The following is a 24,973-nucleotide window of genomic DNA, read 5'->3' as shown; positions in this document are numbered from 1 at the left end:
TTTAAGAATGGGGGAAAAAGTCGTTCAGCAAATTCGGCGAAGTACAGTGCTCGTTGCCGTGCTGGTTCTTTTTGGGTGGCTATCAACGTATAATAGCCTCGTAGAGCGATTCTACAGTGGGAAGCTGTTCCCGGTATTTGCTATTGTCGGACAATCTATAACGGCATGGATTCCTTTTAGCTTAGGCGATTGCTTGTACCTTCTCGGCATTTTGGTCTTTCTCGTCTTTTTGATCACAATAGTTGTCGACCTTTTTCGAAAAAATTATTCGACAGCTCTTGTACGTGCTTTAAAGGCTCTAAACATGGTTTTTGTTTTAATGGTCTGCTTTTATCTTTTCTGGGGAATGAATTATTTCAGATTACCGCTTGAAAAAAGGATGGGACTGCAAATGGAAATCGGAGAATCTTGTGAGCTTTTAGAAGTTACTGCTTTATGTATCGAAAGGGCCAATTCTTTTAGGAAACAATTGAAAGAAACCGATCTGCAAATATCAAACGAAGCAATTTTTCTAAAAGCTCAAAATCTTATAGCAAGCAATAGTACGCTCCAACCCTACATTTTTAGTTATCTGCCAACAATTAAAAGTCCCATTACAAATCTTCAAGTAAATTATACCGGTGTGGCGGGATATTTCAATCCTTTTACTCAGGAAGCACAAGTAAACACCTCAATGCCGATCTTTTCAAAACCCTTTACAGCCTGCCATGAGCTTGGTCATCAGGCCGGTATTGGCTTTGAAGACGAAGCTAATTTAATCGGATTTATATTGTGTACTGAAAGCAAGGATCTGCTATTTCAATACGCGGCCTATTATAATGCCGTCTTTATGTTGCTTAACCAGCTCGCCTTTCAGGATAGAGATGCATATTTCAATATGTTGAAATTGATTGATCCCGCTGTATTGAATGATGCAAAGGAAGAAGAAGCTTACTGGCGGCGGTTCGATGGTGTTTTAACCCATGCCAGTTCCAAGTTTTATAATGAATATCTGCAGCTAAACAATCAGCCTGAGGGCTTAAAACGATACAGTAGGATGACCAAACTGCTCATTGCGTGGAAAAGAAAAATAGCGGCTGATTTTTAGTAATGTGGAAAAATTAGTCGATATATTTTGTTTGATTTGTTTTAATAACTATCTTTGCAGCCTTAAACGAAATTAACAATTAAAAAATATATACATCGTTAACCCTTGATATTATTTACCACGGCTGTAAAATGACAAAGGGACAAGATGTTAGTAAACGGTTATCATAATGAAGAAAGATTTGCATCCATCAAACTACAGACTAGTGGTGTTTAAGGACATGTCAAACGACTATGCCTTTATAACTAAGTCTTGTATCGACACGAAAGAGACTATCCAATGGGAAGATGGTCAGGAATATCCTTTGGTAAAACTAGAAATCTCTCACACTTCGCACCCATTCTACACTGGTAAGATGAAATTGGTCGATACTGCAGGACGTATTGATAAGTTCCGTAACCGTTACAATAAAAAGTAAGATCGGTTTAATAATAAAACAGAGTCTCGGTATTTTATCGGGACTTTTTTTATTTTTAGCCCTATACTAACGGAGCACCAAACCACTAATTTTTGAATTTATGCACATTGTTTTATATGATAATCCTGAACAACGCGTTAATCTCTATCCTTTAAGCTTAACCAGACCTGTAGGTGATTTCCGAGTCGGAACGTTAACTATTGCTGAAAAATGGACGAGGTGGATGAACGTATCGGTTTCGTATCTCAGCGCCGACTATCTGCAACTGAAATATCCTTTATCAATAACAGTGGGAGATGTCTTGATCATTAATGGAGGTATTTGCCCCGATGCAACGTTATGTGCCGCACTTGATGGGCTTAAAGTAGGTGAAAAGTTAATTGAAAACAAACAATTTATAGCCGCAAAAACAGATATAAGAGCTTTAGCTGAAGCTTGCGCCAATGACTTTGCTGCTTATAAACCGGTTGTTTATAGGCAGGCTTATACTGCTATCCGTTATCCGGAGGATATCTTTTTACAAAATGGAGCGGAAATAATAAAAGATTTTAACCTATTAACCAAGGGAAGAACTTCTGCAAATATAAGTTCAACAGTTAAGTTGCTGGGTGACGCCATTTTCCTGGAGGAAGGTGCATCGGCTGAATGTTGTACCATAAACACGCTGAAAGGACCCGTCTATATCGGGAGAAATAGTGAAATATGGGAAGGGGCTTTGATTCGTGGACCTTTTTCTTTAGGAGAAAATTCGCAGGTTAAATTAGGTACCAAGATATACAGCAATGTAACTGTTGGCCCGGGTTGCCGTGTTGGGGGAGAATTAAATACGTGTTTGATTTGGGGAAATTCATCCAAAGGACATGAAGGATACTTTGGCAGTGGTGTTATGGGCGAGTGGTGTAATTGGGGCGCAGATACCAATAATTCAAACTTAAAAAATAACTATAAGAACGTAAAACTATATCATTACGGAACGGATGCTTACCGCAACACGGGTTTGCAGTTTTGTGGATTGATAATGGCGGATCATGCAAAGTGCGCTATTAATACAGCTTTCAATACCGGAACAGTAGTTGGCGTTGCTGCAAGTATTTTTGGAGGCGAAGTGCCACCTACCTTTGTGCCCGATTTCTCTTGGGGCGTGGGAGAAAATGCAGGTGTTTATGAATTAGAGAAAATGTTTGAGACCGCAGAGTTGGTTTTTGCTAGGCGTAATTGTAAATTTGACCCTATTGAAGCATCCATCTTACGTAAGGTTTTTGAGATAACAATAAAACAAAGAAATAACAAAATTTAATCAATCATGCGAAAAAAAATTGTTGCCGGTAATTGGAAGATGAACATGGATTACCAAGAAGGAATAAGCCTGTTTTCAGAAGTGGCTAACATGGTAAAAGATGAGGTTATTGGTAATCAGCAAATAATTGTTTGCAGTCCTTTTATCCATTTACATAGTATTGCTTCTTTAGCAAAAGAGAGTGAAAATGTGTCTGTGGGTGCTCAGAATATACATCAGGAAGATGCAGGTGCATACACAGGGGAAATATCAGCAAAGCAAGTACGCTCGACGGGCGCGGAGTATGTAATATTAGGGCATTCTGAAAGAAGGGCTTATTTCGGCGAATCTGACGAGTTACTGGCACAGAAAGTAAATATAGCACTTACACATGGCCTGATCCCGATTTTTTGTATAGGCGAAACAAGAGAAGAGCGCGAATCCGGTGATTTTTTTGATGTTATCAAAACGCAATTAGAGAAGGGTGTTTTCCATCTGTCGGCAAGCGACTTTTCTAAAATAATCCTAGCTTATGAGCCGGTTTGGGCAATCGGTACCGGATTGACTGCAAGCCCGGAGCAAGCACAGGAAGTACACGCTTTCATTAGAAAGCAGATTGAAGCAAAATATGGTGCAGCTGTAGCGGATGAAACCAGTGTGCTATACGGGGGAAGCTGTAATCCCAAAAATGCTCCGGATTTATTTTCACAACCTGACATCGATGGTGGCTTAATTGGCGGTGCCTCATTAAAATCAAGAGACTTTACTGATATAGTAAAGGTTTTTAACTAATTCTATCATTTCAAAGAGGTTTCCGATTGATCAAATGTGGAGACCTTTTTTTGTTCGATAATATGGACTATAGTGAACTTACTTTTGTTTGTGTAGGAGGTGAAGAGTGGCAACAGGACCTGTTTATTAATGACCTAGCCGCTCTTGGATTTGATACATTTGAGGATACGCCCTCAGGATTTAAAGCGTATATCGCTAGTGCTTCATTGGACCTGGCTGCTATTGAGCATTTACTACTTACCTTGCCGGAAAACTTTCAAGTATCTTATAGCGTTCAGGAGATTAGTCCGAAAAATTGGAATGCAGTTTGGGAAAGCAACTTTGAGCCAATCACGGTTGATAAGCGCTGTTATGTTCGTGCTACCTTTCACGCACCTAAACCCGATTTTGAATATGAGATTATTATAGATCCGAAGATGGCTTTTGGTACAGGGCATCACCAAACGACATCACTCATGATGGAGTATTTATTGGATAGCCATGTAGCAGGAAAGCGTGTACTTGATATGGGATGTGGTACCGGTATACTCGCGATTTTGGCTGCCAAAATAGGTGCAGAGGAGGTGGTGGCAATTGATTACGATCCCGTTTGCTATGAAAGTGTAAAAGAAAATATTGAGCTAAACCAGGTCCCCGCTATAAAGATATACTGTGGATCAAAGGAAGTAATTCCGCAAGAACCATATGATTTGATTCTTGCCAATATCAATAGAAATATATTGCTCGATCAGTTGCCGACCTATTCTGCGGTTTTAAAACCCCATGGTCAGCTTCTTCTTAGTGGTTTTTACGAAGGAGACGATCTACGACAACTGGAAGAAGCTGCTATTGAACTGAATCTGAAATTTTTGGAGAAAAAAGTGAAAGATCATTGGGTTGCCGCAAAATTTGAACAAAACCATAAAAGAAAATAACATGCGTGTCCATTTTATAGCTATTGGCGGAAGTGTTATGCATAATTTGGCCATAGCATTAGCAAATAAAGGCTATCTGGTGAGTGGTTCCGACGACTTCATATACGAGCCCTCAAGAACTAATCTGACAAAGAATGGGTTAATGCCTGAACAATTAGGCTGGCATCCTGAAAGGATTACGGAAGACATTAATGCTGTAGTGTTGGGTATGCACGCTAAAGCAGATAACCCGGAGCTTGTCAGGGCTCAGGAATTAGGTTTACAAATTTATTCCTACCCTGCATACATTTACGAACAGGCTAAAGACAAGACACGGGTCGTTGTAGGAGGTAGCCACGGAAAAACTACGATCACCTCGATGATTATGCACGTTCTCAAGGAGTTAGGAAGATCGTTTGATTATGTCGTTGGGGCTAAACTGGAGGGCTTCGAAACGATGGTTAAGATCACAAAGGATGCGCCGTTAATCATTATTGAGGGAGACGAATACTTGGCATCAGCTATTGATAGAAGACCTAAGTTCTTACTTTATCACGCAAATATAGCTCTGATAAGTGGTATAGCTTGGGACCACATTAATGTATTCCCAACTTATCAGGAATATGTCGAACAATTTAAGCTCTTTATCGAAAGCATAGAAGAAAAGGGTACGCTCGTATATAATAAAGATGATAAGGAAGTGCAGAATCTGGTTTCTAATAACAATTCTAATATCAATAAACATGGGTATAAGCTGCCTGAGTTTACCATTAATAAGGGAGTAAGTTATCTTAAAACTTCCAAAGGGGAGATCGCTTTACAAATATTTGGAAAGCATAATCTTTCTAATTTGGCAGGCGCTTTTACTGTTTGTGAGTGGTTAGGAATCAGTAGAGAAGATTTTTATCAGGCGATTGGTAGTTTTAAGGGTGCAGCAAGGAGACTGGAGTATGTTGCGGATTATGCCGGAAGCGTTGTTTACAAAGACTTTGCACATTCGCCTTCAAAAGTTAGAGCGTCCATAGATGCAGTAAAAGAGCAATATCCGAATAGTAAGTTAGTAGCGATTATCGAGCTACATACGTTTAGTAGCTTAAATGAGGAGTTTTTACAAGAATATTTTGATACAATGAAACAGGCTGATGAAGCCGTTGTATTTATTGATCAAAATTCTTTCAGACAAAAAAATATTAAGCCAATCGAAGCGTTAACTATAAAGAAAGCCTTTAATAGAGACGATATAATATATTTTAACGATGCACAGAGTCTAGAAGCGTATATCAGCCAATTGGATCCTCAAGGTAAAAATGTGCTATTCATGAGTTCAGGGAATTTTGGCGGTATAAATCTAGTTAACTTATCAGATAAGTTTTTTAATTTTTAAAAATTATATATATATTTGATATAGTAAGTGCTACAATTGGTTAATACCTACTTCTTCTTGTATACTCTTTGTCTATGGGTCAAGCTAACACACGTGAAAATAATAGTCGAATGAAATGTCTACATGATTAATGAAAATTAAAAGATGGTGATAATAACTCATTTTGATCATGTGCGGAACTCTACCTACCGGGACAGTCATGAGGCCATTAAAAAACAAATTTTTTACGAATGAAATCTTTAGGAAAAAAAATAAGGTTATTAAGACATCAAAATGGGTGGAGCCAAGAGGATGTTGCTAAAAGATTAGACATATCTATTCCTGCTTTTTCTAAAATTGAAACCGGTATAACCGATATTAATCTTTCAAGGCTTCAACAAATTGCCAAACTTTTTGACATGACAGTGGTGCAGCTTTTGAATTTCAATGATGCTGATGAGCAAAAGAAATATAACTCTGACTTAGAAGCAGCCAATAAGAAGTTGCAGGAAAGAAATAACGAAGTAATCGAATTACAAAAGAAGGTAATCGAACTTTACGAGGAATTAAGAAAGCTTTATGCTAAGTGATGGAAACGTGCTTATGTTAAAACACATATCGTAATGTAGCGTGTTTCTTTCCAAATTGGGCTCCGGTAGCTTTATGGATAGCCAGCATTTCCTTGTTGAAATCGCCAACCCATGAAAGTTCCAGTTCTTTATACTTCTTGAGTGGAAGGACATATTCCTTCAGCTTTATGAAAAGAGCGGATTCAAGTCCATGCTTTTGATAATTTTTTTTCGTTCCCATCACAATTGCCCTCATCCTGTTTACTTTACGTCTGTTCAATAAAAATCGAATGCCGTTTAGCCAATTCATTTTACCTTTGAAGTCTTTAATCAATTGGTTGGCATCCGGTAATATCAAAATAAATGAGACAGGTTCATTATTGATGTAGGCAAACCAAATTAAACGTTCGTCTAGAATCAGTTTCATTTTCTTGAACGATTCGAGGATCGTTTCCATTTTAATAGGCTGAAAATTTTCGAAGTTTTCCCAAGCATCATTGTAAATTTCCATGAAGTCTTTTGCGAAAACTTGTAGGTTGTTTTTCTCGAAATGCTTAAAGGTATAACCCGGTTTTTCCATCACCCAATTAGCAATCCGAGTAAAACGTTCAGGAAATGGCTTATTAACTTCTAAATAGTTTGTAATCTGTTCATATATGGTTTTGAAGCCATAACTGAGAAAAAGGTTTAGATAATAGGGCTTATGATAATTCATACCATAGGAAGGCTGGGTAAATCCTTCTACTAATAAGCCCCAAAAGTTATCATTCTCGCCAAAATTAATCGGACCATCCATGCCCCTCATCCCTCTGTCTGCTAGCCACTTCTTTGCAGTATCAAATAATTTACCAGCTGCATCTTGGTTATCAATACATTCGAAAAAGCCGATACCGCCTATGGGACATTCTGATTTATAGGCCTTCTCATGGTTGATGAAAGCCGCAATTCTTCCAATGGGTTGATTATCTTTAAGCAATAACCATCGCGCACATTCTCCGTGCTTATGAAAATTGTTCTTTTGAGGATCGAAAATTTGGCGTATGTCGTTATCTAATGGACAAATCCAGTTGCTATCATCTTTATATATTTTTTTAGGAACATCTAGAAACTGCTTTTCCTGCCTTTTGTCGTTTACTTGGATTATCATTCTTTCCCCAAAACATTAATAAAAAAGCACTCAGCATAAATACTAAGTGCTTTATATTTTATAATACGGTGATTACAAGACTAATAGTCGTCATCATCGTCAAAATTGTCGAAATTGTCAAAGTTATCCAAATCATTAAAATCGAAGTCATCTTCATCTTCATCGTCAAAACGTCTTGTTGGTTTTGAATCATTAGGTTTGATACCTGATTTACCCGCTTTTTTTGCTGGATTATTTGATCCAATTTTTTTGTCTGTCTTTTTTGGCGTTTTCATTTCCAATTCTACTAGTTACGCTTGTTTTATATTGTTTGGTTTTGTGCTGATAAAATTACAAAGATTTTAAAACAGTCAAGTAATTTATTGAAAAAATAATACAAAAAAATGGAAGCTATTCCGTTGATTCTCCTATACTTTGTTCTTCAGTTAAGATGTCTTTCAATTTCGGTAAATCCGCCGTTGAATTGATCCCAAAATAGTCCATAAATAGTTTGCTTGTCGAATATAAGAGCGGCTTCCCAATAGCTTCAGATTTTCCACTGATCTGTATCAGGTCTTTTTCCAATAGTTTCTGTATGGAATAGTCGCAGCTCACTCCCCTTATTTGTTCTATTTCAAGCTTGGTTATAGGCTGCCGATAAGCTATTATAGCCAGCGTTTCAAGCGCAGCTTGACTCAATTTCTTTTTAGATCGATGGATCTGAAGTTGATTAACAATTTTATTGTACTCTTTCTTCGTTAAAAATTGATAGCCGTTATTAATATGATACAGTTGAATGGCAAATGCGCTGTCAGCGTATTTTGATTCAATAAGCTTAATTGCATTTTCTACGTCCTCGTTTGATAGCTCCAAGTCTAAGGCATCTCGAATAATTTGCTTAATGTCAAAAAATTCCACGCTCTGTTCAGAAGCAAAAATTAATGCCTCAATATGCTGTACGATGTTCTCCATGAAACGTTAACCTATTAATTAATAGTCGATGATTTGTTCTTGAATACCTGATGGGATTTCCCTGAAGTCATACTTTTGTGTACGCAATTGCGGTTCGAACCCAGCTTCTTTGATCGCATCTTGTATCGAGCGCGACGTGAATCGATGCGGAGCGCCGGCAGCTGAAACGACATTCTCTTCGATCATAATAGATCCAAAATCATTAGCTCCGGCATGTAAACAGAGCTGCGCCACGCGTTTGCCAACGGTCAGCCAGGAGGCTTGAATGTTTTTTATGTTGGGAAGCATAATCCTGCTCAGTGCAATCATACGGATGTATTCTTCACCACTTACATTATTGGTGATTCCCCTTACTTTCTTTAATAGCGTGCCGTCGTCCTGGAAAGGCCATGGAATGAAGGCAATAAAGCCATAGGCTCCTTCCGGTTTTTCGCTTTGGACTTCTCTGATCCATACAAGGTGTTCAAAACGCTCCTCGACGGTCTCAATATGTCCAAACATCATAGTGGCTGAAGTTGGGAGATTAATTTGATGGGCCGCCCGCATTACATCTAACCACTCTTTTCCGCCACATTTGCCTTTTGAAATCAGACGTCTAACACGATCATTTAATATTTCTGCTCCGGCTCCCGGGAGCGAGTCTAAACCGGCTTCTTTTAAGGCGCGGAGAACTTCGATATGACTCATATTCTCTAATTTGGCAATATGAGCGATTTCCGGAGGCCCGAGCGAGTGCAGTTTTATGGTCGGGTATAGTTCTTTTAGCTGCTTAAACAAATTGGTGTAGAAATTCAAGCCAAGATCGGGATGGTGCCCGCCCTGTAACAGCAGCTGATCTCCACCGTATCGTATCGTTTCCTCGATTTTTCGCTTGTAGGTATCTATATCCGTAATATAGCTTTCTTCGTGCCCGGGTCGCCTGAAAAAATTACAAAATTTGCAGTTAGCAATACAAACATTGGTTGTATTTACGTTTCTGTCAATTTGCCACGTAACCTTTCCGTGAGGTACTTGTATTTTTCGGAGCTCGTTGGCTACATAACTTAGTTCAGCAGTTGAGGCGTACTGATGCAAATATATACCTTCTTCTTTCGATAAGAATTCAAAATTAAGCGCCCTTCGAAGTATTTGTGTAGTATCCATTGAAAATGCCTGATTATACATTGCAACGTTACTTCCTGTAGAGCTGCATTGTAGACCTTGCAAACTTAGCTATTTTTGCGAGGATATCCAATCAAGTCACGAGGTTTACGGTGCGTTGTTTGCAAGCTATATGACGGCCTGTACGGTTGTCTTGAAGAACGATAGCACTACTTGTAAATAGCTGTTCATATTTGTCATAACTGTATCGAAACTAGTTGCATTTATATAAAAACTGAGACAGTTCCTATAATAAGCCTAAAGAAAAACGTATTTTTGCCGCTGACAATTTAAAACCTTGTTTAAGGTGCACAACAAAGTTGTTTAATGTAAGATTGAATTGATATGGACCTTACTTTCATGGCGCATTTGACGGAGCATTCATCTTGCATTTTGAACGCAAAAACTAATTAAATGGATAAGAGAGTAGCATTTTATACCCTTGGCTGCAAACTTAACTTCTCTGAAACTTCTTCTATCGGACGGATTTTTCAGGATGCAGGTTATCAAACTGTGCCTTTTAACGAAAGAGCGGATGTTTATGTTATCAATACCTGTTCGGTGACGGATAATGCTGATAAAAAGTGCAGAAAAGTGGTAAAAGAGGCTTTGAAATATTCTCCTCAGGCTTATATTACTATTGTGGGTTGCTATGCGCAATTAAAGCCCCGGGAAATAGCCGAAATTCCCGGAGTTGATATGGTGCTTGGCGCAGCAGAAAAGTTCAATATCATTGAGCATATTAACGACTTAACCAAACAGAAAAAGGCAATTATACATAATGCACCTATTGAGGAAACCAATGTGTTTGTTCCGGCTTTTTCGTTTGGTGATAGAACAAGAACTTTTCTTAAAGTACAAGACGGTTGCGATTATTCTTGCACATTTTGTACCATACCACTTGCACGCGGAGCCAGTAGAAGTGGAACCATTGAATCGTTGGTTAAACAAGCCAAAGATATTGCTGCATCGGGTGTAAAGGAAATTGTATTGACAGGAGTTAATATCGGTGACTTCGGTATGAGGCAAGGCCAGCGGGAAGATCGTTTTTTGGATTTGGTGAAAGCGTTGGATGCGGTCGATGGGATTGACCGTTTTCGGATTTCGTCCATTGAACCCAACTTACTGAGTAATGAAATCATCGATTTTGTAGCCTCGTCCAAGCGATTCGTGCCCCATTTTCATATGCCCTTACAATCAGGATCTAATAAGATCTTAGGGCTGATGCGTAGACGATATAAACGGGAACTCTATGCTGAAAGGGTAAAAAGAATTAAAAGCTTAATGCCGGATTGTTGTATAGGAGTAGACGTCATTGTTGGATTTCCCGGCGAAACACGGGAAGATTTTTTACAAACCTATGAATTTCTTAATGATCTAGACATTTCCTATCTACATGTCTTTACCTACTCAGAAAGGGAAAATACGATAGCTTCACAAATGGAAGGGGCAGTGCCGGGGAGTGCCAGATCGGACAGAAGCAAAATGTTACATATCCTTTCTGAAAAGAAAAGACGGGCATTTTATGTTAGTCAGTTAGGCAATGAGATGGAAGTGCTTTTCGAAAGTGACGTAAAAGAAGGATATATGCACGGCTTTTCGAAGAATTATGTTAAAGTACGGGCTAAATACGACCCTTTACTCGTAAACGAAATAAAAACCGTTCGGCTGCTGAATATAAGCAATGAAGGAGAAGTAGATGTGGAAGAAGTAGAATCTTTTGTTGAACATTAACAACAATACATGCGGCTTCCGATTCAAAATATCACCTTTATTTTGCTAGCGATTATACTGATGGGAATGTTGACAAGCTGTTTGAGCAGACGGCGAGCTACATCGTCCGTTCTAAAACGTGAAAACTATCATCGAAAGAAGGGAGATATTTTAACAGATGTTTCAGGAACTTCCGGATTTTACGTTAGCTCAGGGAACCTGCTTACTGACTATGCCGGTTTATTGGGGGTTGAAACCAGTGAACTGAAAAATGAAAAGCTTTATCGCTTTATAAACGATTGGATTGGTACTCCTTACGCTTATGGAGGAACAACAAAAAACGGTATAGATTGTTCGGGATTTGCGGCGATGCTGATAAGTGAGATTTATGGTAAAAATCTTCCGCGAAGTTCGGAGGATCAAGCAAATGCCGTTAAAAGAAAATATGAAAGGCAGCTGAAAGAAGGAGACTTGGTTTTCTTTAGTTTTGGAGGTTCGAGCATCAATCATGTAGGAGTCTATTTGCATAATGGCAGATTCGTTCATGCTTCAACCTCAAAGGGAGTTATTATAAGCAATTTAAAGGACGGTTGGTATTACAAGTCTTTCAAAAGAGCAGGAGCGGTCAAATAAATGAAAGAGAAAGACGAAGATAATTTTGGTTTTTGGACGCAATATAAGCAGTTTGCAAAAAACGAATTACTGCTATATGCGATCATGGTTATATATACCAGGCATAATACCCTTCTACCAACCAATAAAGTAAATTAGGAATTCATAAAAAAAGAAGAAATGATCTTAAACCTAAAACGCCCATTGGCATTTTTTGATTTAGAAACAACAGGCGTAAACGTTGCTTCGGATAGAATTGTAGAAATTTCAATCCTTAAAGCGATGCCAGACGGAAGTGAACAGGTAAAAACCATGCGTATAAATCCGGAGATGCCCATTCCATTAAGCTCTTCACTTTTACACGGAATATACGACGAGGACATCAAAGACGCTCCAACCTTCAAGCAAGTTGCACAAGAAATTGCTGATTTCTTGGAGGATACGGATTTGGCCGGTTATAACTCCAATAAGTTTGATATCCCTGTTTTGATGGAAGAGTTTCTAAGAGCGGGAATTAATTTTGACATTGAAAACAGAAAATTCGTCGATGTTCAGAATATCTTTCATCAAATGGAGCAGCGTACATTGAAAGCAGCTTATAAGTTTTATTGTGATAGAACTTTGGAAAATGCCCATAGTGCTGAAGCTGATGTTCGTGCTACCTATGAAGTGTTGTTAGCCCAAGTGCAGCGTTATGACGGCGTTGAATGGGAAGACAAAAGCGGCAATAAATCGATACCTGTAAAGAACGATGTAGACGCGCTTCACCGATTTACCAATTTAAATAGACCGGTTGATTTTGCGGGCCGTATCATTTACGATGAGAATGGCGTTGAGGTTTTCAGTTTTGGTAAGCATAAAGGCAAAAGCGTAGTGGAAGTGTTCAAGATAGAGCCAAGCTATTATTCCTGGATGATGCAAGGTGACTTTCCGTTATATACCAAGCGCTGTATAGAAAAAATATGGACCGATTTCCGCAATATACAACATAATAGAGGCGCTAACGTTAAACCTTCGAATGCCTCAGATGTAGCGATACAGCCGAAAACAAAGCCCTATGGGGGAAATAAACCCTATAGCGGTAATCAACATTTAGATAAGGCTAAAGAAAAGAAAAGCGGCCCTATCACAGAAGATATGCTGAAGAGCTTACAAGATAAGTTTAGGAAATAGTTAAACTGAAAAATAGTTAGGTAAGGAAGTAGTTAAGTTGGAAATAGCAACCGACTACTTAACAACTAAACTACTACTTATTTGACAAACTAGAAGGGAGCTTCGTCGTCCATGTCGTTCATTCTGGAGGGACGTGTAATGATTCCGCCCATATTCCCAAATTCTGATGATGGCATCATACCGGCAGAAAAAGGATTATCATCAGTCATAGTTCCTGAGTCTGCAAATGACCCGCCACCGAAATCTTCCTCTAGATCTTGGAATTTAACATATTTACCGACAAACTTCAGCGGTACAATGGTCGTTTCACCATGTCTGTTTTTAGCAATAATGACTTCCCCTACACCGGCAGTTGGTCGGCCCTCTTCATCTTCCGTCATGCCATAATACTCCGGTCGGTATAAAAACAGTACCATATCGGCGTCCTGTTCGATAGACCCAGACTCCCGTAAATCAGATAGCATAGGCCTTTTTGAGGCTCCCGGACGACTTTCAACTGCACGACTCAATTGGGAAAGGGCCAGTACCGGAATATTAAGCTCTTTCGCCACCGATTTTAGCGCACGTGATATACTACCGATTTCTTGCTCACGATTTCCACCGCCTTTCCCCTCAGCTTTTCCATGCATTAATTGCAAATAATCCACAATCACCATCTGTATATCGTATTGTGCTTTTAAACGCCTGCATTTGGCTCGAAATTCAAATACATTCAGTGCCGGCGTGTCATCAATCAGTAAAGGGGCCTCTGTTAATTTTCCGATCCGTGAGTGGAGCTGAGTCCATTCATGATCCGCTAAGGTTCCTTTTTTGAGTTTTTCCTGTTCTATTTCGGTTTCACCGGAAATAAGGCGATTGACCAACTGTACAGAGGACATCTCCAATGAAAAAACGGCGACAGGTTTATCATGCAGCACAGCCGCATTGCGTGCACAGGTTAGAACAAATGCCGTTTTACCCATAGCTGGACGGGCAGCTATAATAATCAAATCGGATGGCTGCCAACCCGAAGTAATACGATCTAATGCTGTAAAGCCTGAGGGAACTCCAGTAAGCGAATCCGTTCTGTCGCGTAACTGTTCTAAATTATTAACCGCTTCCCGCATGATATCGTCCATCTTGCGGGTATCTCGCCTTAAATTGTTTTGAGCTATATCAAACAAACTTTTTTCTGCGGTGTCGAGCAAATCAAAAATGTCCGCAGTATCTTCATAAGCATTGTTTATAATTTCGGTTGAAATTTTAATCAATTCTCGTTGTATATACTTCTGAGATATAATACGAGCATGATATTCAATGTTAGCGGCAGAGACAACTCTGTCCGTCAGCTGTGTTATATAGTAAGCTCCCCCGACCATTTCCAGTGCACCCATTTTTCGGAGTTCAGCGGTAACCGTCAATAAGTCAATTGGTGAAGATTTTTGAAATAAGTTGACGATGGCTTCGAAGATTTTCTGGTGCGCATCTTTATAGAAAGTGTCTACTTTCAGAATATCAATAACTGTTGATAGCGCATCTTTTTCAACCATAAGTGCTCCTAAAACAGCTTCCTCTAAATCCACTGCCTGAGGAGGTAGCTTACCAAGGCCACTAACCATATTCCCTAGTCGATTTTTGCGTTCGGCAAAAGTTCCTTTCTTAGCGGTATTTCTTGATGAATAATTTTCGTTTTCGGAGTTCATACCACAAATGTACTTAATTTATAATCCCTTCTGAGCTTGAGTTTCTCACAATAGTGAATAACGAAAAATGTTAAGCATTGAATCTGTTCTCGTTAGCCTGTTAGATATTCACAAATGATGTGAATAAAATGTTAATCATTGCGTAAAGTATTTTAAAATCAATTGCTTAAAACTAATGTGAATAACTTTTTATATGTTAGTTTAGATGTGCTTAACAATTTTAGGAAAGAAAGAAACAAGAGATTTCTCATGAATCTACGGTATGAAAATTGCGGCTAAAATGAATTAAATATATCATAAAAATGAAAAAAGGATATTGAGAATATATTTGGTAACTTGCACGCCTAATTTACATAAGCATGCGTCAATTTTCAAAACCCATAAAAAGGGAAAGCAATCAAATGGTTTTTGGTATTAGAGCGGTAATTGAAGCTATTGATAGTGGAAAGGAAATCGAATCTTTATTTATACAGCGAGGATTGACCGGCGAGTTATTTAAAGAGTTGAAAGATGTTTTACGTAATAGAAATATCGGTTATCAGCAAGTTCCGATAGAGAAGCTCGATCGTATAACCCGGAAAAATCACCAGGGGGTCATCGCCGTTATCTCGCCGATTACCTATCAAAAAATAGAAGACGTTATTCCAACTATATACGAAGAAGGGAAGGTGCCATTGATATTAATATTGGATGGTATTACCGATGTCCGTAACTTTGGCGCGATAGCACGTACTGCTGCTTGTGCCGGGGTGGATGCGCTGGTAGTTCCGAATAAGGGATCGGCTGAGATTAATCCGGACGCTATTAAAACATCCGCAGGAGCTCTATATAAAATCGCCGTTTGCCGTCACGAAAGCTTAACACAAGTAATAAAATTCCTTCAAGAGAGTGGTTTACAAGTTGTAGCATGTACTGAAAAAACGGGAGACACTATTTATAAACCCGATTTTAAGTCACCAACAGCAATTGTAATGGGAGCAGAAGATACGGGTATATCTGACAGTATCATACGGAATGCCGACTATTTAGCCAAGATTCCCATGTTTGGCGACATTGCATCCTTAAATGTGTCTGTAAGTGCGGGTGTAATTATTTACGAAGCAATTCGGCAACGGGTTAACCAATAAGGATTAACCTGTCATTTCTTTCATCTCTTCCAGGGCCGAGGGGTCATGTTTGTGCTTAAAGAGGAATGAAAATAAGAACGCGATCACAAGCGCGTAAGCAGCGAAACAAATCCAGATCTCTTGCCACATCATCTGTCCACCCATTTCGGTAAAATAATGTTCAATCACGTAGCCACTGATTGAACTTCCGAGGATAGCGCCAAAACCGTTCGTCATCATCATGAACAAACCTTGAGCAGATGAACGGATATTAGCTCCCGTACTTGTTTCGACGAAAAGAGATCCCGATATATTGAAAAAATCAAAAGCCATTCCATACACTATGCAGGACAGAATGATCATCCAAAGGCCGCTTATCGGATCAGCATAGGCCAATAAACCAAAACGCAGTACCCAAGCCAACATACTGATCAGCATAACCTGCTTGATACCAAAACGTCGTAGAAAGAAGGGAATGGCTAGAATGAAGATTGTTTCGGAAATTTGAGAAATGGATAATATGATAGTAGAATGTCTTACTACAAAAGAATCAGTATAGATTGGATTTTTACCAAAATCGGATAGATAAGCATCTCCATACATGTTCGTCAGCTGTAGTGCTCCGCCTAGAAACATGGAAAAGGTGAAAAACAGCGCCATTTTTGGATTACGAAACAGCTTAAAGGCATTTAATCCCAAGCGCCCACTAAGAGACGCATTTTCAGATTTCGATTTTAATGGAGGGCAAGGGGGGAGGGTGAAAGAATAAATTCCCAACGTAATTGCAGCGATGGCGGAAATATAGAACTGCCCCCCTAAGGCCTTGTTGCCGGTAAGATCCGTCATCCACATAGCTGCAATAAAACCAATGGTACCCCATACACGAATAGGAGGAAAGTCCTTAATTACATTGTACTTATGTTTTTTTAACAGAATGTATGCAATTGAATTAGATAGGGCTATTGTTGGCATATAAAATAACATGGCCATCAAAATCACCCAAAAGAATGTTTGAGGATCTTGTACATGAGGTAGGTACAGAAACGTGCACCCGAATAGAATGTGCAAAATGCCGTAAAGAAACTCTACATTAATCCATTTGTCGGCGATGATGCCGGTTAACGCGGGCATAAATAAAGAAGAGATTCCTAGTGTAGAAAAAATAGCCCCAAATTCACTGCCGGACCATTGTTTATGCTGAAACCAGTATACGCCAACTGTAATCATCCAAGCTCCCCATACAAAGAACTGTAGAAAGCTCATGAGCGTCAATCTAAGTTTTATAGACATATTTATGTAAAGCTCAGCTTATGTTGTTGCATTTCTTTTCGAATTATGACGACTTTCTTCGAGATATTTCATCACGTATTTTAGCCGCTTTTTCATAAGCTTCTTCTTGAAGTGCTTGTTGAAGTGCTGCTTTTAGTTCATCGTCGGTGTAGGATGCATAGGCAGTTTTCGAGCTTTCTGCCACAGTAGATTGTTCCTCTCTAGGGGTTTCCAGGTTTTCTAAAAACACAAAATCATTTCCCTCAATAACGATTCCTGCGGATGCAAGAATAAACTCATAAGTATAGATTGGGCAATCAAATCGTATGGCCAGAGCGATAGCGTCGGAGGTCCTGGCATCTATTTCGATATCTTTTTTTCCATTATTGCAAACTAACTTTGCATAAAAAATTCCGTCAACTAGATTGTAAATAATGACTTCATGAATGGAAATTCCGAATGTAGAAGCAAAAGTTTTGAACAAATCATGCGTAAGAGGCCTGCTGGGTGTAAGTTTCTCGATTTCAATGGCAATCGCTTGCGCCTCAAACCCTCCGATAATTATAGGAAGTCTTCTGCGGCCATTAACTTCACCTAATACTAAAGCATAAGCCCCGGATTGTGTCTGGCTGTAAGATAATCCTACTATTTCTAACTTGATCTTATTCATTTCTCGCAGGCAAATATGCAAAAAGCATTTCATAGCGGCGCTATTTTTTTTATAATAGCGCTTTATGAATATAAATTTTTTTCTTTATAATAAAATTCAGTCTCCTCATGTCCAAAAGAGTACGATACCTCCTTATCAAAAGAAGTAGCTAATATCGAAAATTTCAGCCATTTTTATATGATCTGACTGCTGCTGTAATTTTTGGAACGATCTCAAAGGCATCTCCTACGATACCGTAATCTGCCACTTTAAAGAAAGGAGCTTCCGGATCTTTGTTGATAACTACTATTGTTTTTGAAGAACTTATCCCTGCTAGATGCTGAATAGCGCCTGAAATTCCGATCGCGATATACAGATTGGGACTTACCGCAATGCCGGTTTGGCCGACATGTTCGGCATGAGGACGCCAGCCTGCATCCGATACGGGTTTCGAACAAGCAGTTGCAGCCCCGAGCGCTTCGGCCAATTCTTCTATGATACCCCAATTTTCCGGCCCTTTTAATCCTCTACCTCCTGATACCACAATTTCTGCTTCGGGTAAAGAAACCTTGTCGGTGGCACGAATAATTTCTTTTACAACAGTGGTAAAATCATCGGGAGAAGGCTGGTTTTCAAATGCAACAATTTCTGCGTCCACAGGGCTCTCCCTTAATTCAAAGGCGTTTGCATTTAAGGCAATAACTTTAACAGCTGAATTCAATTCGGTGACCGCGAATGCCTTGCCTGAAAATGCAGTTTTTTTAACACGTAATATACTGCCTTCAATCGTTGGTAACTCCACCACACCATTTGCTAAACCAGCAACGAGTTTTGCTGCCAGTCGTGGGGCTAATCCCTTGCCACTGAACGAATTGGATAGCACAACAATGGATGAATTTTCTTGCCTCGCGGCTGCTTCTATAATGGATGCATAAGCTTGGTTTACGAAAGATTTAAGTTTATCTGAATTAGCAGTTAATATTCTATTTGCGCCGTATTTGCTTAGCCCTTTAAGGTTTTCATCCTTTACATCGCCAATAGAAAGTGCAACTAAGGGCTGATTAATGGTGTTCGCGATGGCTTTAGCATAAGAAACCACTTCATGTGCGGATTTCTTAAAGACACCTTCTATATTCTCTACAAATACTAATACCGACATCTTTTTTCGATTTAAATTATTGTATATGGTTTTACCTCAAAGTATGGGCCTTTTTAAGGCCGTACTAGATTACGCGTGCTTTTGTATGTAATAGTTCAATTAATTTTTCAGGTTCGGCCGCATCTATTAGCGTAACTGCTCCCCTTGGAGCAGGACTTTCATATTGCACTATTTTGGTTAGTGTTTCCACTTCAATGGCTTCAATAACCTCCAACGGTTTTGTGCGAGCAGACATAATGCCTCGCATATTCGGTATGCGCGGTTCTGCCACGCCTTCTGCAGTCCCGACAACCATGGGTAGGGGACTGGAAATAATTTCCTTACCGCCCTCGATCTCACGTTCTACCAATGCCGTTTTCTCATGAATATCAATTTTTTTTGCGATAGAAATGGACGGAATGTTAAGAAACTCTCCTAAAAAACCAGCTACCTGTACTCCGTTGTAGTCAATAGATTCACGACCTGTCAAAATCAAATCAAATTGCTTTCCATTTGCATAGTTTGCAATCTGTTTGGCTACAAACCAGGCATCGCGTGGTGCGGCATTAACTCGCACAGCATCGTCTGCTCCTGTGGCTAGTGCTTTTCTAATGGTTGGCTCAGTGCTTACCTCGCCTATGTTTATTACCGTAACAGTCCCTTTGCCTCCTTCTGCTAATTCGATCGCTCTGGCGAGCGCTATTTCGTCATAAGGATTGATGATAAATTGAATACCTGTATTGTTGAAAGAAGTTTTATCTTCAGAAAATGTGATTTTTGACGTAGTGTCCGGAACATGACTGATACACACGAGTATTTTCATAATTGCTGCATTTAAATAATAAATTGATTCCCCGCTTGAACCAATGATAGAGGAAGTTATCTTCTGTCTTTGTGAAAAGAACCGTACTTTTTTATCTTTGGCTTCTAAAGTTCTAAAGATAGGAAAAATCACATAATAATTAAATTTTAACCGCTGAATCTATGAGCAATGACCGTTTGGAGCAACTTTTTAAATTTCTAGAGGCAAGTCCTGATGAACCTTTTATTTTATATGCAATTGCTACAGAGTACGTTAAAAGGGAGAATTCGACTAAAGCCTTACGTTATTTTCAGGAACTTGTAGATAAGCGGCCGGATTATGTCGGTACTTATTACCATTTTGGTAAACTATATGAGTCATTGGGAAGGGAAAATGATGCGATAGTCACCTATCAAAGAGGTATGGACGTAGCGAAGCAAGCGAATGATATGCATGCTTTCTCCGAACTTCAAGCGGTTTATAATAACATCTTAGGAATAGAGCCGGACGAAGAGGACTGGTAAATAAGTAACAAAACAAATATAGCGGCGAAGTGCGGCCGCTAATTCCCAATTTTATTTTATTTTTACGCCCCTAAAGAAAGTTGATTTTGGCAAAGACAGCAAAGAAAGAAACTCCATTAATGCAGCAATACAATAGTATCAAAGCAAAATATCCCGGTGCTTTGTTATTATTTAGAGTCGGTGACTTTTATGAAACCTTTGGTTCCGATGCCGTTAAAGCAGCGGAAATATTGGGCATCGTTTTAACTAAGCGTGGTAATGGCAGTGCTTCTGAAACCGAATTGGCCGGATTTCCTCATCACTCATTAGAAACTTATCTGCCGAAACTGGTGAGGGCGGGACAGCGAGTTGCAATCTGCGATCAACTGGAAGATCCTAAATCTGTAAAAACGATTGTAAAAAGGGGAGTGACAGAATTGGTAACTCCGGGTGTATCTTACAATGATAATATCATTCAACAAAAGGCTAATAATTATTTAGCTTCCTTGTATCTTGATAAGAATGCAATAGGTGTTTCCTTTTTAGACATTTCAACAGGTGAGTTTTTAGTTGCGCAAGGAAGTGGTGACTATATTGATAAATTGTTGCAAGGGTTTAAGCCAAGTGAAATTATCCTGCCGAAACGTTCTTATAGCGATTTTGTAGATCAGTTCAGCGATCGATTTTACACTTATACATTAGATGAATGGCCCTATAGCGGCGATTATGCGAAAGAAACGCTTCTGAAGCACTTCGAAGTTAATTCCCTAAAGGGATTTGGAATTGACCGTATGCATCTTGCTATTGTAGCTGCGGGGGTTGCTTTGCACTATTTGAACGAAGCGGAACATCGGAATTTACAGCATATCTCTAACATTGCACGGATTGAGGAAGATCGTTACATGTGGTTGGATCGATTTACCGTCCGTAATTTAGAATTGATCGGTTCAGCTAATGAAAATGCCATTACATTAGCCGACGTATTGGACAGTACTTCATCTCCAATGGGTGCCCGGTTGTTGAAACGTTGGATGGTTATGCCTTTAAAAGACAAACGACCAATTACGGAGCGATTAGAGGTTGTGGAGTACCTTTTAAAACGAGCCGATCTACGGGAACAACTGACGCAAGAGATTAAACAGATCGGTGATTTGGAGCGATTGATAAGTAAAATCGGACTGCAAAAAGCAAATCCGAGGGAACTGGTTCAGTTAAAAAGAGCTTTGCAAGCTATCGGACGACTTAAAGAGCTGACGGCTACTGCGGACGCTCAGGCCTTAAATGTGATTGCAGAGCAATTAAACCCCTGTAAAATAATTTGCGATCGGATAGAAAAGGAGTTGAAATCGGAGCCTCCTGTGTTATTGATTAAAGGGAATGTAATTGCTGATGGAGTGGATGCAGAGCTTGATCGCTTACGTAAGGTTGCATTCGGAGGAAAAGATTATTTACTTGAAATTCAGAAGCGCGAGTCGGAAATTACCGGTATCCCGTCTTTAAAGATTTCTTTTAATAATGTGTTTGGGTACTATCTTGAGGTGACCAATGCCCATAAAGACAAGGTACCCGCTGATTGGGTAAGAAAGCAAACCCTGGTGAATGCAGAACGTTATATTACCAATGAGTTAAAAGAATATGAAGAACAGATTCTTGGAGCGGAAGATAAGATACAAGTCATAGAAAATCGTTTATATAACGAACTTCTCGCTTCGCTGCTTGACTATATAAAGCCCGTTCAACTGAATGCCAATTTAATTTCTCAACTGGACGTACTGTTGAACTTTGCAACAATTGCTCATAAGAACCATTATGTGAAGCCTATCATCAACGATGGTAAACTCATTGATATCAAGGGCGGGCGTCATCCGGTGATCGAAAAAAATTTGCCGATTGGTGAAGAATATATTACCAATGACGTGTTTTTAGATAGTGACAGTCAACAAATCATTATCATAACAGGACCCAACATGGCGGGTAAATCTGCTCTATTACGACAAACAGGCTTAATTGTACTAATGGCACAGATGGGATGTTTCGTTCCGGCAAAACATGCCGAAATTGGTTTGGTAGATAAAATTTTTACTCGGGTTGGAGCCTCTGATAATCTGTCATCAGGTGAATCTACATTTATGGTCGAAATGAATGAAACGGCCAGCATTCTTAATAATTTATCCGATAGAAGCCTTATTTTACTAGATGAGATTGGTCGTGGAACAAGTACTTATGATGGGATATCAATCGCTTGGGCCATTGCCGAATACTTGCATAACCACCCTTCTGCCAAGGCAAAAACTTTGTTTGCGACGCACTATCATGAGCTGAATGAACTGACAAATACTTTTAATCGGATAAAGAACTTCAACGTTTCGGTAAAAGAAGTAAATAATAAAATTATTTTTCTTCGTAAACTCGTTCCCGGTGGTAGCGAACATAGTTTCGGAATCCATGTTGCTAAGATGGCGGGCATGCCTGCCAAGCTTGTTGTGAGGGCTAACGAAATACTAAAAAGGCTTGAACAGGAACGAACAGGTGGCGAACATATTAAGGATAGCATGAAGAAGATACAGAAGCAGGCTTACCAGCTGCAAATGTTTTCAATTGACGACCCGATTTTAGTCAAAATCCGTGATATGTTAAATAACTTAGATGTCAATGCATTAACTCCTGTTGAGGCCTTAATGAAACTCGATGAAATTCAGCGTCTATTGAAAAATTAATCGCGGAGCGACAATCGGACAAGATATTGGTCGTTTTCATCTTCGTATAGTATTTGAACCACCCAGCCATCTTGCCGGGCAATTTTGATGAGCGTATCTTGGTCGATATACAACCATCCAAATGAAGCGCCTCTTTGGCCTTTATATTCATATTGAAATTTCACCTCTCCATAATAAGCCCCAGCGGCTGGGATATGGCCCTCGTACAAGTAAGCAATGTCAGATGAGTCGAATAATAATTGGCCGCCTTTCTTTAAAATCTGTTTACAATGAATAAGAAGTTGTTTTAAGCCATGTATGGTTTCCACCAGACCGATGCCATTCATGAGAAAAAGTATCGTATCGAATTTTTTCTTTCTATAATGGAAAATATTAGCGTTCACCACTTGTTTTACTCCCCGATCCTTCATGATTTCGCATGCAGTCTTCGAAATCTCCAAGGCGGTGACCTCAAAACCTCTATTTTGTAAGTAGAGACAATGGCTGCCGGCTCCGGCTCCTACATCTAATACAACACCATCGCACAATGAAAGTGCGATGAATTCCAGCTCAGGAAACTCCTCTTCTTCTCTAAAGAATAGATCTACCGGCATTTCCTCATCTTCACCGTAATTATTATGTAATATCAATGGTGCGGTTTTTCCTGTTTTATAAAAGTCGAACAGGGCAGCTCCGTAAACATCTTGATTCATTATAATAAACTTAGGACCTAGTTAGTCATTGATGCCAAGGATAGTTTTGCTCAATTCAATCATATCGGGGTCTCCCGTATATTTGCCTTTTACGTCGGAAAGCTTTACTACCGGTGTCCAGTATGCTTCTTCCGGGTACGCTTCGGTCATTTTAACAACAATATTCATGGGCGTTAGCCCTACATCATTTGTGAAATTTGTACCTATACCAAAAGATATTCCGATTTTTCCCTGGCAATGTTTAGCAATTCGTTCGACCTTTTCATAGTTAAGTCCATCAGAAAAAATGATGGTTTTGGATATGGGATTTATCCCTTTACTTTTATAGTGTGCGATAGTTTTGTCGGCAAAATCAAGGGGATCGCCACTATCATGTCTTACACCATCAAAAAGCTTAGTGAACATTTTATCAAACTGAGAAAAAAATACATCGGTGGTATAAGTATCTGAAAGCGCTATTCCTAAATCACCTCTATACACATTAACCCAATGCTCTAACCCTAAGCCATTAGCCATCTTAAAGCCATATTTAGCTGCATGGAACATAAACCACTCATGTGCATGCGTACCTATTGGTTTGGTTTGGTTAAGCATAGCCATATGCACATTGCTGGTTCCGATGAAGCTGGTATTACCGTATTGTTTTAAAGTTTGTACAACTAAACGATGTGTATGATAAGCATGACGCCTACGCGTGCCGAATTCGGCAATGGTTACCCCCAACTTATTGTATTGTTCAATCTTATTTTTTGCTGTTGTAATAATTTGCTCATCTTGATCGCCTTGAAGGTGGTTAAGTTTATAGTAGAGCTCGGATATCAGCGACATGATAGGCACTTCCCATAAGATGGTTCGATACCAATACCCGGTAATTTTAACCAACAGATTGGGACCTTCCTGCGATATTATTACTTCATCAGGGTCATAACGATAGCCTTGTAAAAAGTCGAGGTAGGTGGGGTCGAGGTAAGGACAGGTATCTCTTAGGTATTTTTTCTCCTCGCGAGTTAAGTGTAGACCTGCCATGCTGTTAACGGAGGCTCTAAGTGCATCTGCAAAGCCGGAAGGGAAGTGGTGATTTCCACGATTGATGAATTCGTACTTTGCCTTAGCTTTTGGAAATAATTTAAACACAGCATGTTGCATAGTGAATTTGTAAAAATCATTATCCAACACAGAGTTTAACGTTATGTGAGAAGGTGTCATTTTATATGCTAAGCCATACGGCCAATGGTTTAAATCAAACGAGTTTATCTAAAATCGGGAATAGTCATTAATCGG

General features: G+C 39.4%; 25 protein-coding genes. 14 read left to right on the top strand and 11 right to left on the bottom strand.

Annotated elements, in window-relative coordinates; translation table 11 throughout:
• Window positions 1–7: 7 nt before the first annotated feature.
• From M1D52_RS15750 to M1D52_RS15720, 7 genes are all read left to right on the top strand, one after another.
• Window positions 8–1,087: a DUF3810 domain-containing protein gene (locus M1D52_RS15750; protein WP_437392943.1), complete on the top strand. Its 1,080-nt coding sequence runs from the start codon at window positions 8–10 to the stop codon at window positions 1,085–1,087.
• A 169-nt stretch (window positions 1,088–1,256) separates the two neighbouring features.
• On the top strand, window positions 1,257–1,505 hold the full coding sequence (locus tag M1D52_RS15745; RefSeq protein WP_013666308.1) for a type B 50S ribosomal protein L31: 249 nt from the start codon (window positions 1,257–1,259) through the stop codon (window positions 1,503–1,505).
• Between the two features lie 100 nt (window positions 1,506–1,605).
• The gene (locus tag M1D52_RS15740; RefSeq protein WP_437392942.1) at window positions 1,606–2,802 is read left to right on the top strand and encodes a putative sugar nucleotidyl transferase; all 1,197 of its coding nucleotides are present in this window, start codon (window positions 1,606–1,608) and stop codon (window positions 2,800–2,802) included.
• Between the two features lie 6 nt (window positions 2,803–2,808).
• The gene (gene tpiA / locus M1D52_RS15735; RefSeq protein WP_013666310.1) at window positions 2,809–3,573 is read left to right on the top strand and encodes a triose-phosphate isomerase; all 765 of its coding nucleotides are present in this window, start codon (window positions 2,809–2,811) and stop codon (window positions 3,571–3,573) included.
• Between the two features lie 62 nt (window positions 3,574–3,635).
• Window positions 3,636–4,487, top strand: coding sequence for a 50S ribosomal protein L11 methyltransferase (prmA, locus tag M1D52_RS15730; RefSeq protein ID WP_437392941.1), 852 nt, complete (start codon window positions 3,636–3,638; stop codon window positions 4,485–4,487).
• A 1-nt stretch (window position 4,488) separates the two neighbouring features.
• On the top strand, window positions 4,489–5,850 hold the full coding sequence (locus tag M1D52_RS15725; RefSeq protein WP_013666312.1) for a UDP-N-acetylmuramate--L-alanine ligase: 1,362 nt from the start codon (window positions 4,489–4,491) through the stop codon (window positions 5,848–5,850).
• A 230-nt stretch (window positions 5,851–6,080) separates the two neighbouring features.
• Window positions 6,081–6,419, top strand: a complete 339-nt coding sequence (locus tag M1D52_RS15720; protein ID WP_013666313.1) for a helix-turn-helix domain-containing protein — start codon at window positions 6,081–6,083, stop codon at window positions 6,417–6,419.
• A 16-nt stretch (window positions 6,420–6,435) separates the two neighbouring features.
• Here the strand turns inward: M1D52_RS15720 and M1D52_RS15715 are convergent, their stop codons facing one another.
• The 4 genes from M1D52_RS15715 to mqnC form a co-directional block, all read right to left on the bottom strand.
• Complete coding sequence (locus tag M1D52_RS15715; RefSeq protein WP_013666314.1) at window positions 6,436–7,545, bottom strand: hypothetical protein; 1,110 nt, start codon at window positions 7,543–7,545, stop codon at window positions 6,436–6,438.
• Window positions 7,546–7,625: 80 nt separating this feature from the next.
• On the bottom strand, window positions 7,626–7,820 hold the full coding sequence (locus tag M1D52_RS15710) for a hypothetical protein (RefSeq protein ID WP_013666315.1): 195 nt from the start codon (window positions 7,818–7,820) through the stop codon (window positions 7,626–7,628).
• Between the two features lie 115 nt (window positions 7,821–7,935).
• Window positions 7,936–8,496 carry an SMC-Scp complex subunit ScpB gene (gene scpB / locus M1D52_RS15705; protein ID WP_013666316.1) on the bottom strand — a complete coding sequence of 187 codons (561 nt, stop codon included), beginning with the start codon at window positions 8,494–8,496 and terminating at the stop codon, window positions 7,936–7,938.
• A gap of 18 nt (window positions 8,497–8,514) precedes the next feature.
• On the bottom strand, window positions 8,515–9,639 hold the full coding sequence (gene mqnC / locus M1D52_RS15700) for a cyclic dehypoxanthinyl futalosine synthase (protein WP_437363465.1): 1,125 nt from the start codon (window positions 9,637–9,639) through the stop codon (window positions 8,515–8,517).
• A 411-nt stretch (window positions 9,640–10,050) separates the two neighbouring features.
• On the opposite strand from mqnC, the gene mtaB reads away from it, so the two are divergent.
• From mtaB to M1D52_RS15680, 4 genes are read left to right on the top strand one after another with little or no spacing between them, the layout of a single operon-like run.
• The gene (gene mtaB, locus M1D52_RS15695; protein WP_013666318.1) at window positions 10,051–11,370 is read left to right on the top strand and encodes a tRNA (N(6)-L-threonylcarbamoyladenosine(37)-C(2))-methylthiotransferase MtaB; all 1,320 of its coding nucleotides are present in this window, start codon (window positions 10,051–10,053) and stop codon (window positions 11,368–11,370) included.
• Window positions 11,371–11,379: 9 nt separating this feature from the next.
• Entirely contained in the window at window positions 11,380–11,982 is a 603-nt protein-coding gene (locus M1D52_RS15690) for a C40 family peptidase (RefSeq protein WP_013666319.1), read from the top strand.
• Complete coding sequence (locus M1D52_RS15685; protein WP_437392940.1) at window positions 11,983–12,120, top strand: hypothetical protein; 138 nt, start codon at window positions 11,983–11,985, stop codon at window positions 12,118–12,120.
• Between the two features lie 21 nt (window positions 12,121–12,141).
• Complete coding sequence (locus M1D52_RS15680) at window positions 12,142–13,134, top strand: exonuclease domain-containing protein (RefSeq protein ID WP_437392939.1); 993 nt, start codon at window positions 12,142–12,144, stop codon at window positions 13,132–13,134.
• 89 nt (window positions 13,135–13,223) lie between these two features.
• Here the strand turns inward: M1D52_RS15680 and dnaB are convergent, their stop codons facing one another.
• Entirely contained in the window at window positions 13,224–14,816 is a 1,593-nt protein-coding gene (gene dnaB / locus M1D52_RS15675) for a replicative DNA helicase (RefSeq protein ID WP_013666321.1), read from the bottom strand.
• A gap of 359 nt (window positions 14,817–15,175) precedes the next feature.
• On the opposite strand from dnaB, the gene rlmB reads away from it, so the two are divergent.
• Window positions 15,176–15,943 (top strand): 23S rRNA (guanosine(2251)-2'-O)-methyltransferase RlmB, encoded by a 768-nt coding sequence (rlmB, locus tag M1D52_RS15670; protein WP_041387428.1) that lies wholly within the window; start codon window positions 15,176–15,178, stop codon window positions 15,941–15,943.
• A gap of 3 nt (window positions 15,944–15,946) precedes the next feature.
• Here rlmB and M1D52_RS15665 read toward each other — a convergent pair whose 3' ends face one another.
• The 4 genes from M1D52_RS15665 to M1D52_RS15650 form a co-directional block, all read right to left on the bottom strand.
• Window positions 15,947–17,212, bottom strand: a complete 1,266-nt coding sequence (locus tag M1D52_RS15665; RefSeq protein ID WP_130857379.1) for a nucleoside permease — start codon at window positions 17,210–17,212, stop codon at window positions 15,947–15,949.
• Window positions 17,213–17,255: 43 nt separating this feature from the next.
• Window positions 17,256–17,861 (bottom strand): bifunctional nuclease family protein, encoded by a 606-nt coding sequence (locus M1D52_RS15660; protein WP_041387430.1) that lies wholly within the window; start codon window positions 17,859–17,861, stop codon window positions 17,256–17,258.
• Window positions 17,862–18,024: 163 nt separating this feature from the next.
• Window positions 18,025–18,999, bottom strand: a complete 975-nt coding sequence (locus M1D52_RS15655) for an electron transfer flavoprotein subunit alpha/FixB family protein (RefSeq protein WP_013666325.1) — start codon at window positions 18,997–18,999, stop codon at window positions 18,025–18,027.
• Between the two features lie 64 nt (window positions 19,000–19,063).
• Window positions 19,064–19,801, bottom strand: coding sequence for an electron transfer flavoprotein subunit beta/FixA family protein (locus tag M1D52_RS15650; protein ID WP_437392938.1), 738 nt, complete (start codon window positions 19,799–19,801; stop codon window positions 19,064–19,066).
• Between the two features lie 161 nt (window positions 19,802–19,962).
• Between M1D52_RS15650 and M1D52_RS15645 the strand changes: the two genes are divergently transcribed.
• Both M1D52_RS15645 and mutS read left to right on the top strand, forming a co-directional pair.
• Complete coding sequence (locus tag M1D52_RS15645; protein ID WP_013666327.1) at window positions 19,963–20,304, top strand: tetratricopeptide repeat protein; 342 nt, start codon at window positions 19,963–19,965, stop codon at window positions 20,302–20,304.
• 86 nt (window positions 20,305–20,390) lie between these two features.
• Entirely contained in the window at window positions 20,391–23,000 is a 2,610-nt protein-coding gene (mutS, locus tag M1D52_RS15640) for a DNA mismatch repair protein MutS (protein WP_041388326.1), read from the top strand.
• Here mutS and M1D52_RS15635 read toward each other — a convergent pair.
• Both M1D52_RS15635 and pncB read right to left on the bottom strand, forming a co-directional pair.
• The gene (locus M1D52_RS15635; protein WP_013666329.1) at window positions 22,997–23,692 is read right to left on the bottom strand and encodes a class I SAM-dependent methyltransferase; all 696 of its coding nucleotides are present in this window, start codon (window positions 23,690–23,692) and stop codon (window positions 22,997–22,999) included. The genes mutS and M1D52_RS15635 overlap by 4 nt on opposite strands.
• A 21-nt stretch (window positions 23,693–23,713) precedes the next feature.
• Window positions 23,714–24,898 (bottom strand): nicotinate phosphoribosyltransferase, encoded by a 1,185-nt coding sequence (pncB, locus tag M1D52_RS15630; RefSeq protein ID WP_013666330.1) that lies wholly within the window; start codon window positions 24,896–24,898, stop codon window positions 23,714–23,716.
• Window positions 24,899–24,973 lie beyond the last annotated feature (75 nt).

Source organism: Olivibacter sp. SA151, from assembly GCF_054130995.1.
This window is presented reverse-complemented; position numbering and strand designations above follow the sequence as displayed.

Bases quoted from the DNA above. Each gene is read 5' to 3' on its own strand.
- M1D52_RS15750 (WP_437392943.1), top strand. From the start codon at position 8: ATGGGGGAAAAAGTCGTTCAGCAAATTCGGCGAAGTACAGTGCTCGTT.
- M1D52_RS15745 (WP_013666308.1), top strand. From the start codon at position 1,257: ATGAAGAAAGATTTGCATCCATCAAACTACAGACTAGTGGTGTTTAAG.
- M1D52_RS15740 (WP_437392942.1), top strand. From the start codon at position 1,606: ATGCACATTGTTTTATATGATAATCCTGAACAACGCGTTAATCTCTAT.
- tpiA (WP_013666310.1), top strand. From the start codon at position 2,809: ATGCGAAAAAAAATTGTTGCCGGTAATTGGAAGATGAACATGGATTAC.
- prmA (WP_437392941.1), top strand. From the start codon at position 3,636: ATGGACTATAGTGAACTTACTTTTGTTTGTGTAGGAGGTGAAGAGTGG.
- M1D52_RS15725 (WP_013666312.1), top strand. From the start codon at position 4,489: ATGCGTGTCCATTTTATAGCTATTGGCGGAAGTGTTATGCATAATTTG.
- M1D52_RS15720 (WP_013666313.1), top strand. From the start codon at position 6,081: ATGAAATCTTTAGGAAAAAAAATAAGGTTATTAAGACATCAAAATGGG.
- M1D52_RS15715 (WP_013666314.1), bottom strand. From the start codon at position 7,545: ATGATAATCCAAGTAAACGACAAAAGGCAGGAAAAGCAGTTTCTAGAT.
- M1D52_RS15710 (WP_013666315.1), bottom strand. From the start codon at position 7,820: ATGAAAACGCCAAAAAAGACAGACAAAAAAATTGGATCAAATAATCCA.
- scpB (WP_013666316.1), bottom strand. From the start codon at position 8,496: ATGGAGAACATCGTACAGCATATTGAGGCATTAATTTTTGCTTCTGAA.
- mqnC (WP_437363465.1), bottom strand. From the start codon at position 9,639: ATGGATACTACACAAATACTTCGAAGGGCGCTTAATTTTGAATTCTTA.
- mtaB (WP_013666318.1), top strand. From the start codon at position 10,051: ATGGATAAGAGAGTAGCATTTTATACCCTTGGCTGCAAACTTAACTTC.
- M1D52_RS15690 (WP_013666319.1), top strand. From the start codon at position 11,380: ATGCGGCTTCCGATTCAAAATATCACCTTTATTTTGCTAGCGATTATA.
- M1D52_RS15685 (WP_437392940.1), top strand. From the start codon at position 11,983: ATGAAAGAGAAAGACGAAGATAATTTTGGTTTTTGGACGCAATATAAG.
- M1D52_RS15680 (WP_437392939.1), top strand. From the start codon at position 12,142: ATGATCTTAAACCTAAAACGCCCATTGGCATTTTTTGATTTAGAAACA.
- dnaB (WP_013666321.1), bottom strand. From the start codon at position 14,816: ATGAACTCCGAAAACGAAAATTATTCATCAAGAAATACCGCTAAGAAA.
- rlmB (WP_041387428.1), top strand. From the start codon at position 15,176: ATGCGTCAATTTTCAAAACCCATAAAAAGGGAAAGCAATCAAATGGTT.
- M1D52_RS15665 (WP_130857379.1), bottom strand. From the start codon at position 17,212: ATGTCTATAAAACTTAGATTGACGCTCATGAGCTTTCTACAGTTCTTT.
- M1D52_RS15660 (WP_041387430.1), bottom strand. From the start codon at position 17,861: ATGAATAAGATCAAGTTAGAAATAGTAGGATTATCTTACAGCCAGACA.
- M1D52_RS15655 (WP_013666325.1), bottom strand. From the start codon at position 18,999: ATGTCGGTATTAGTATTTGTAGAGAATATAGAAGGTGTCTTTAAGAAA.
- M1D52_RS15650 (WP_437392938.1), bottom strand. From the start codon at position 19,801: ATGAAAATACTCGTGTGTATCAGTCATGTTCCGGACACTACGTCAAAA.
- M1D52_RS15645 (WP_013666327.1), top strand. From the start codon at position 19,963: ATGAGCAATGACCGTTTGGAGCAACTTTTTAAATTTCTAGAGGCAAGT.
- M1D52_RS15635 (WP_013666329.1), bottom strand. From the start codon at position 23,692: ATGAATCAAGATGTTTACGGAGCTGCCCTGTTCGACTTTTATAAAACA.
- pncB (WP_013666330.1), bottom strand. From the start codon at position 24,898: ATGACACCTTCTCACATAACGTTAAACTCTGTGTTGGATAATGATTTT.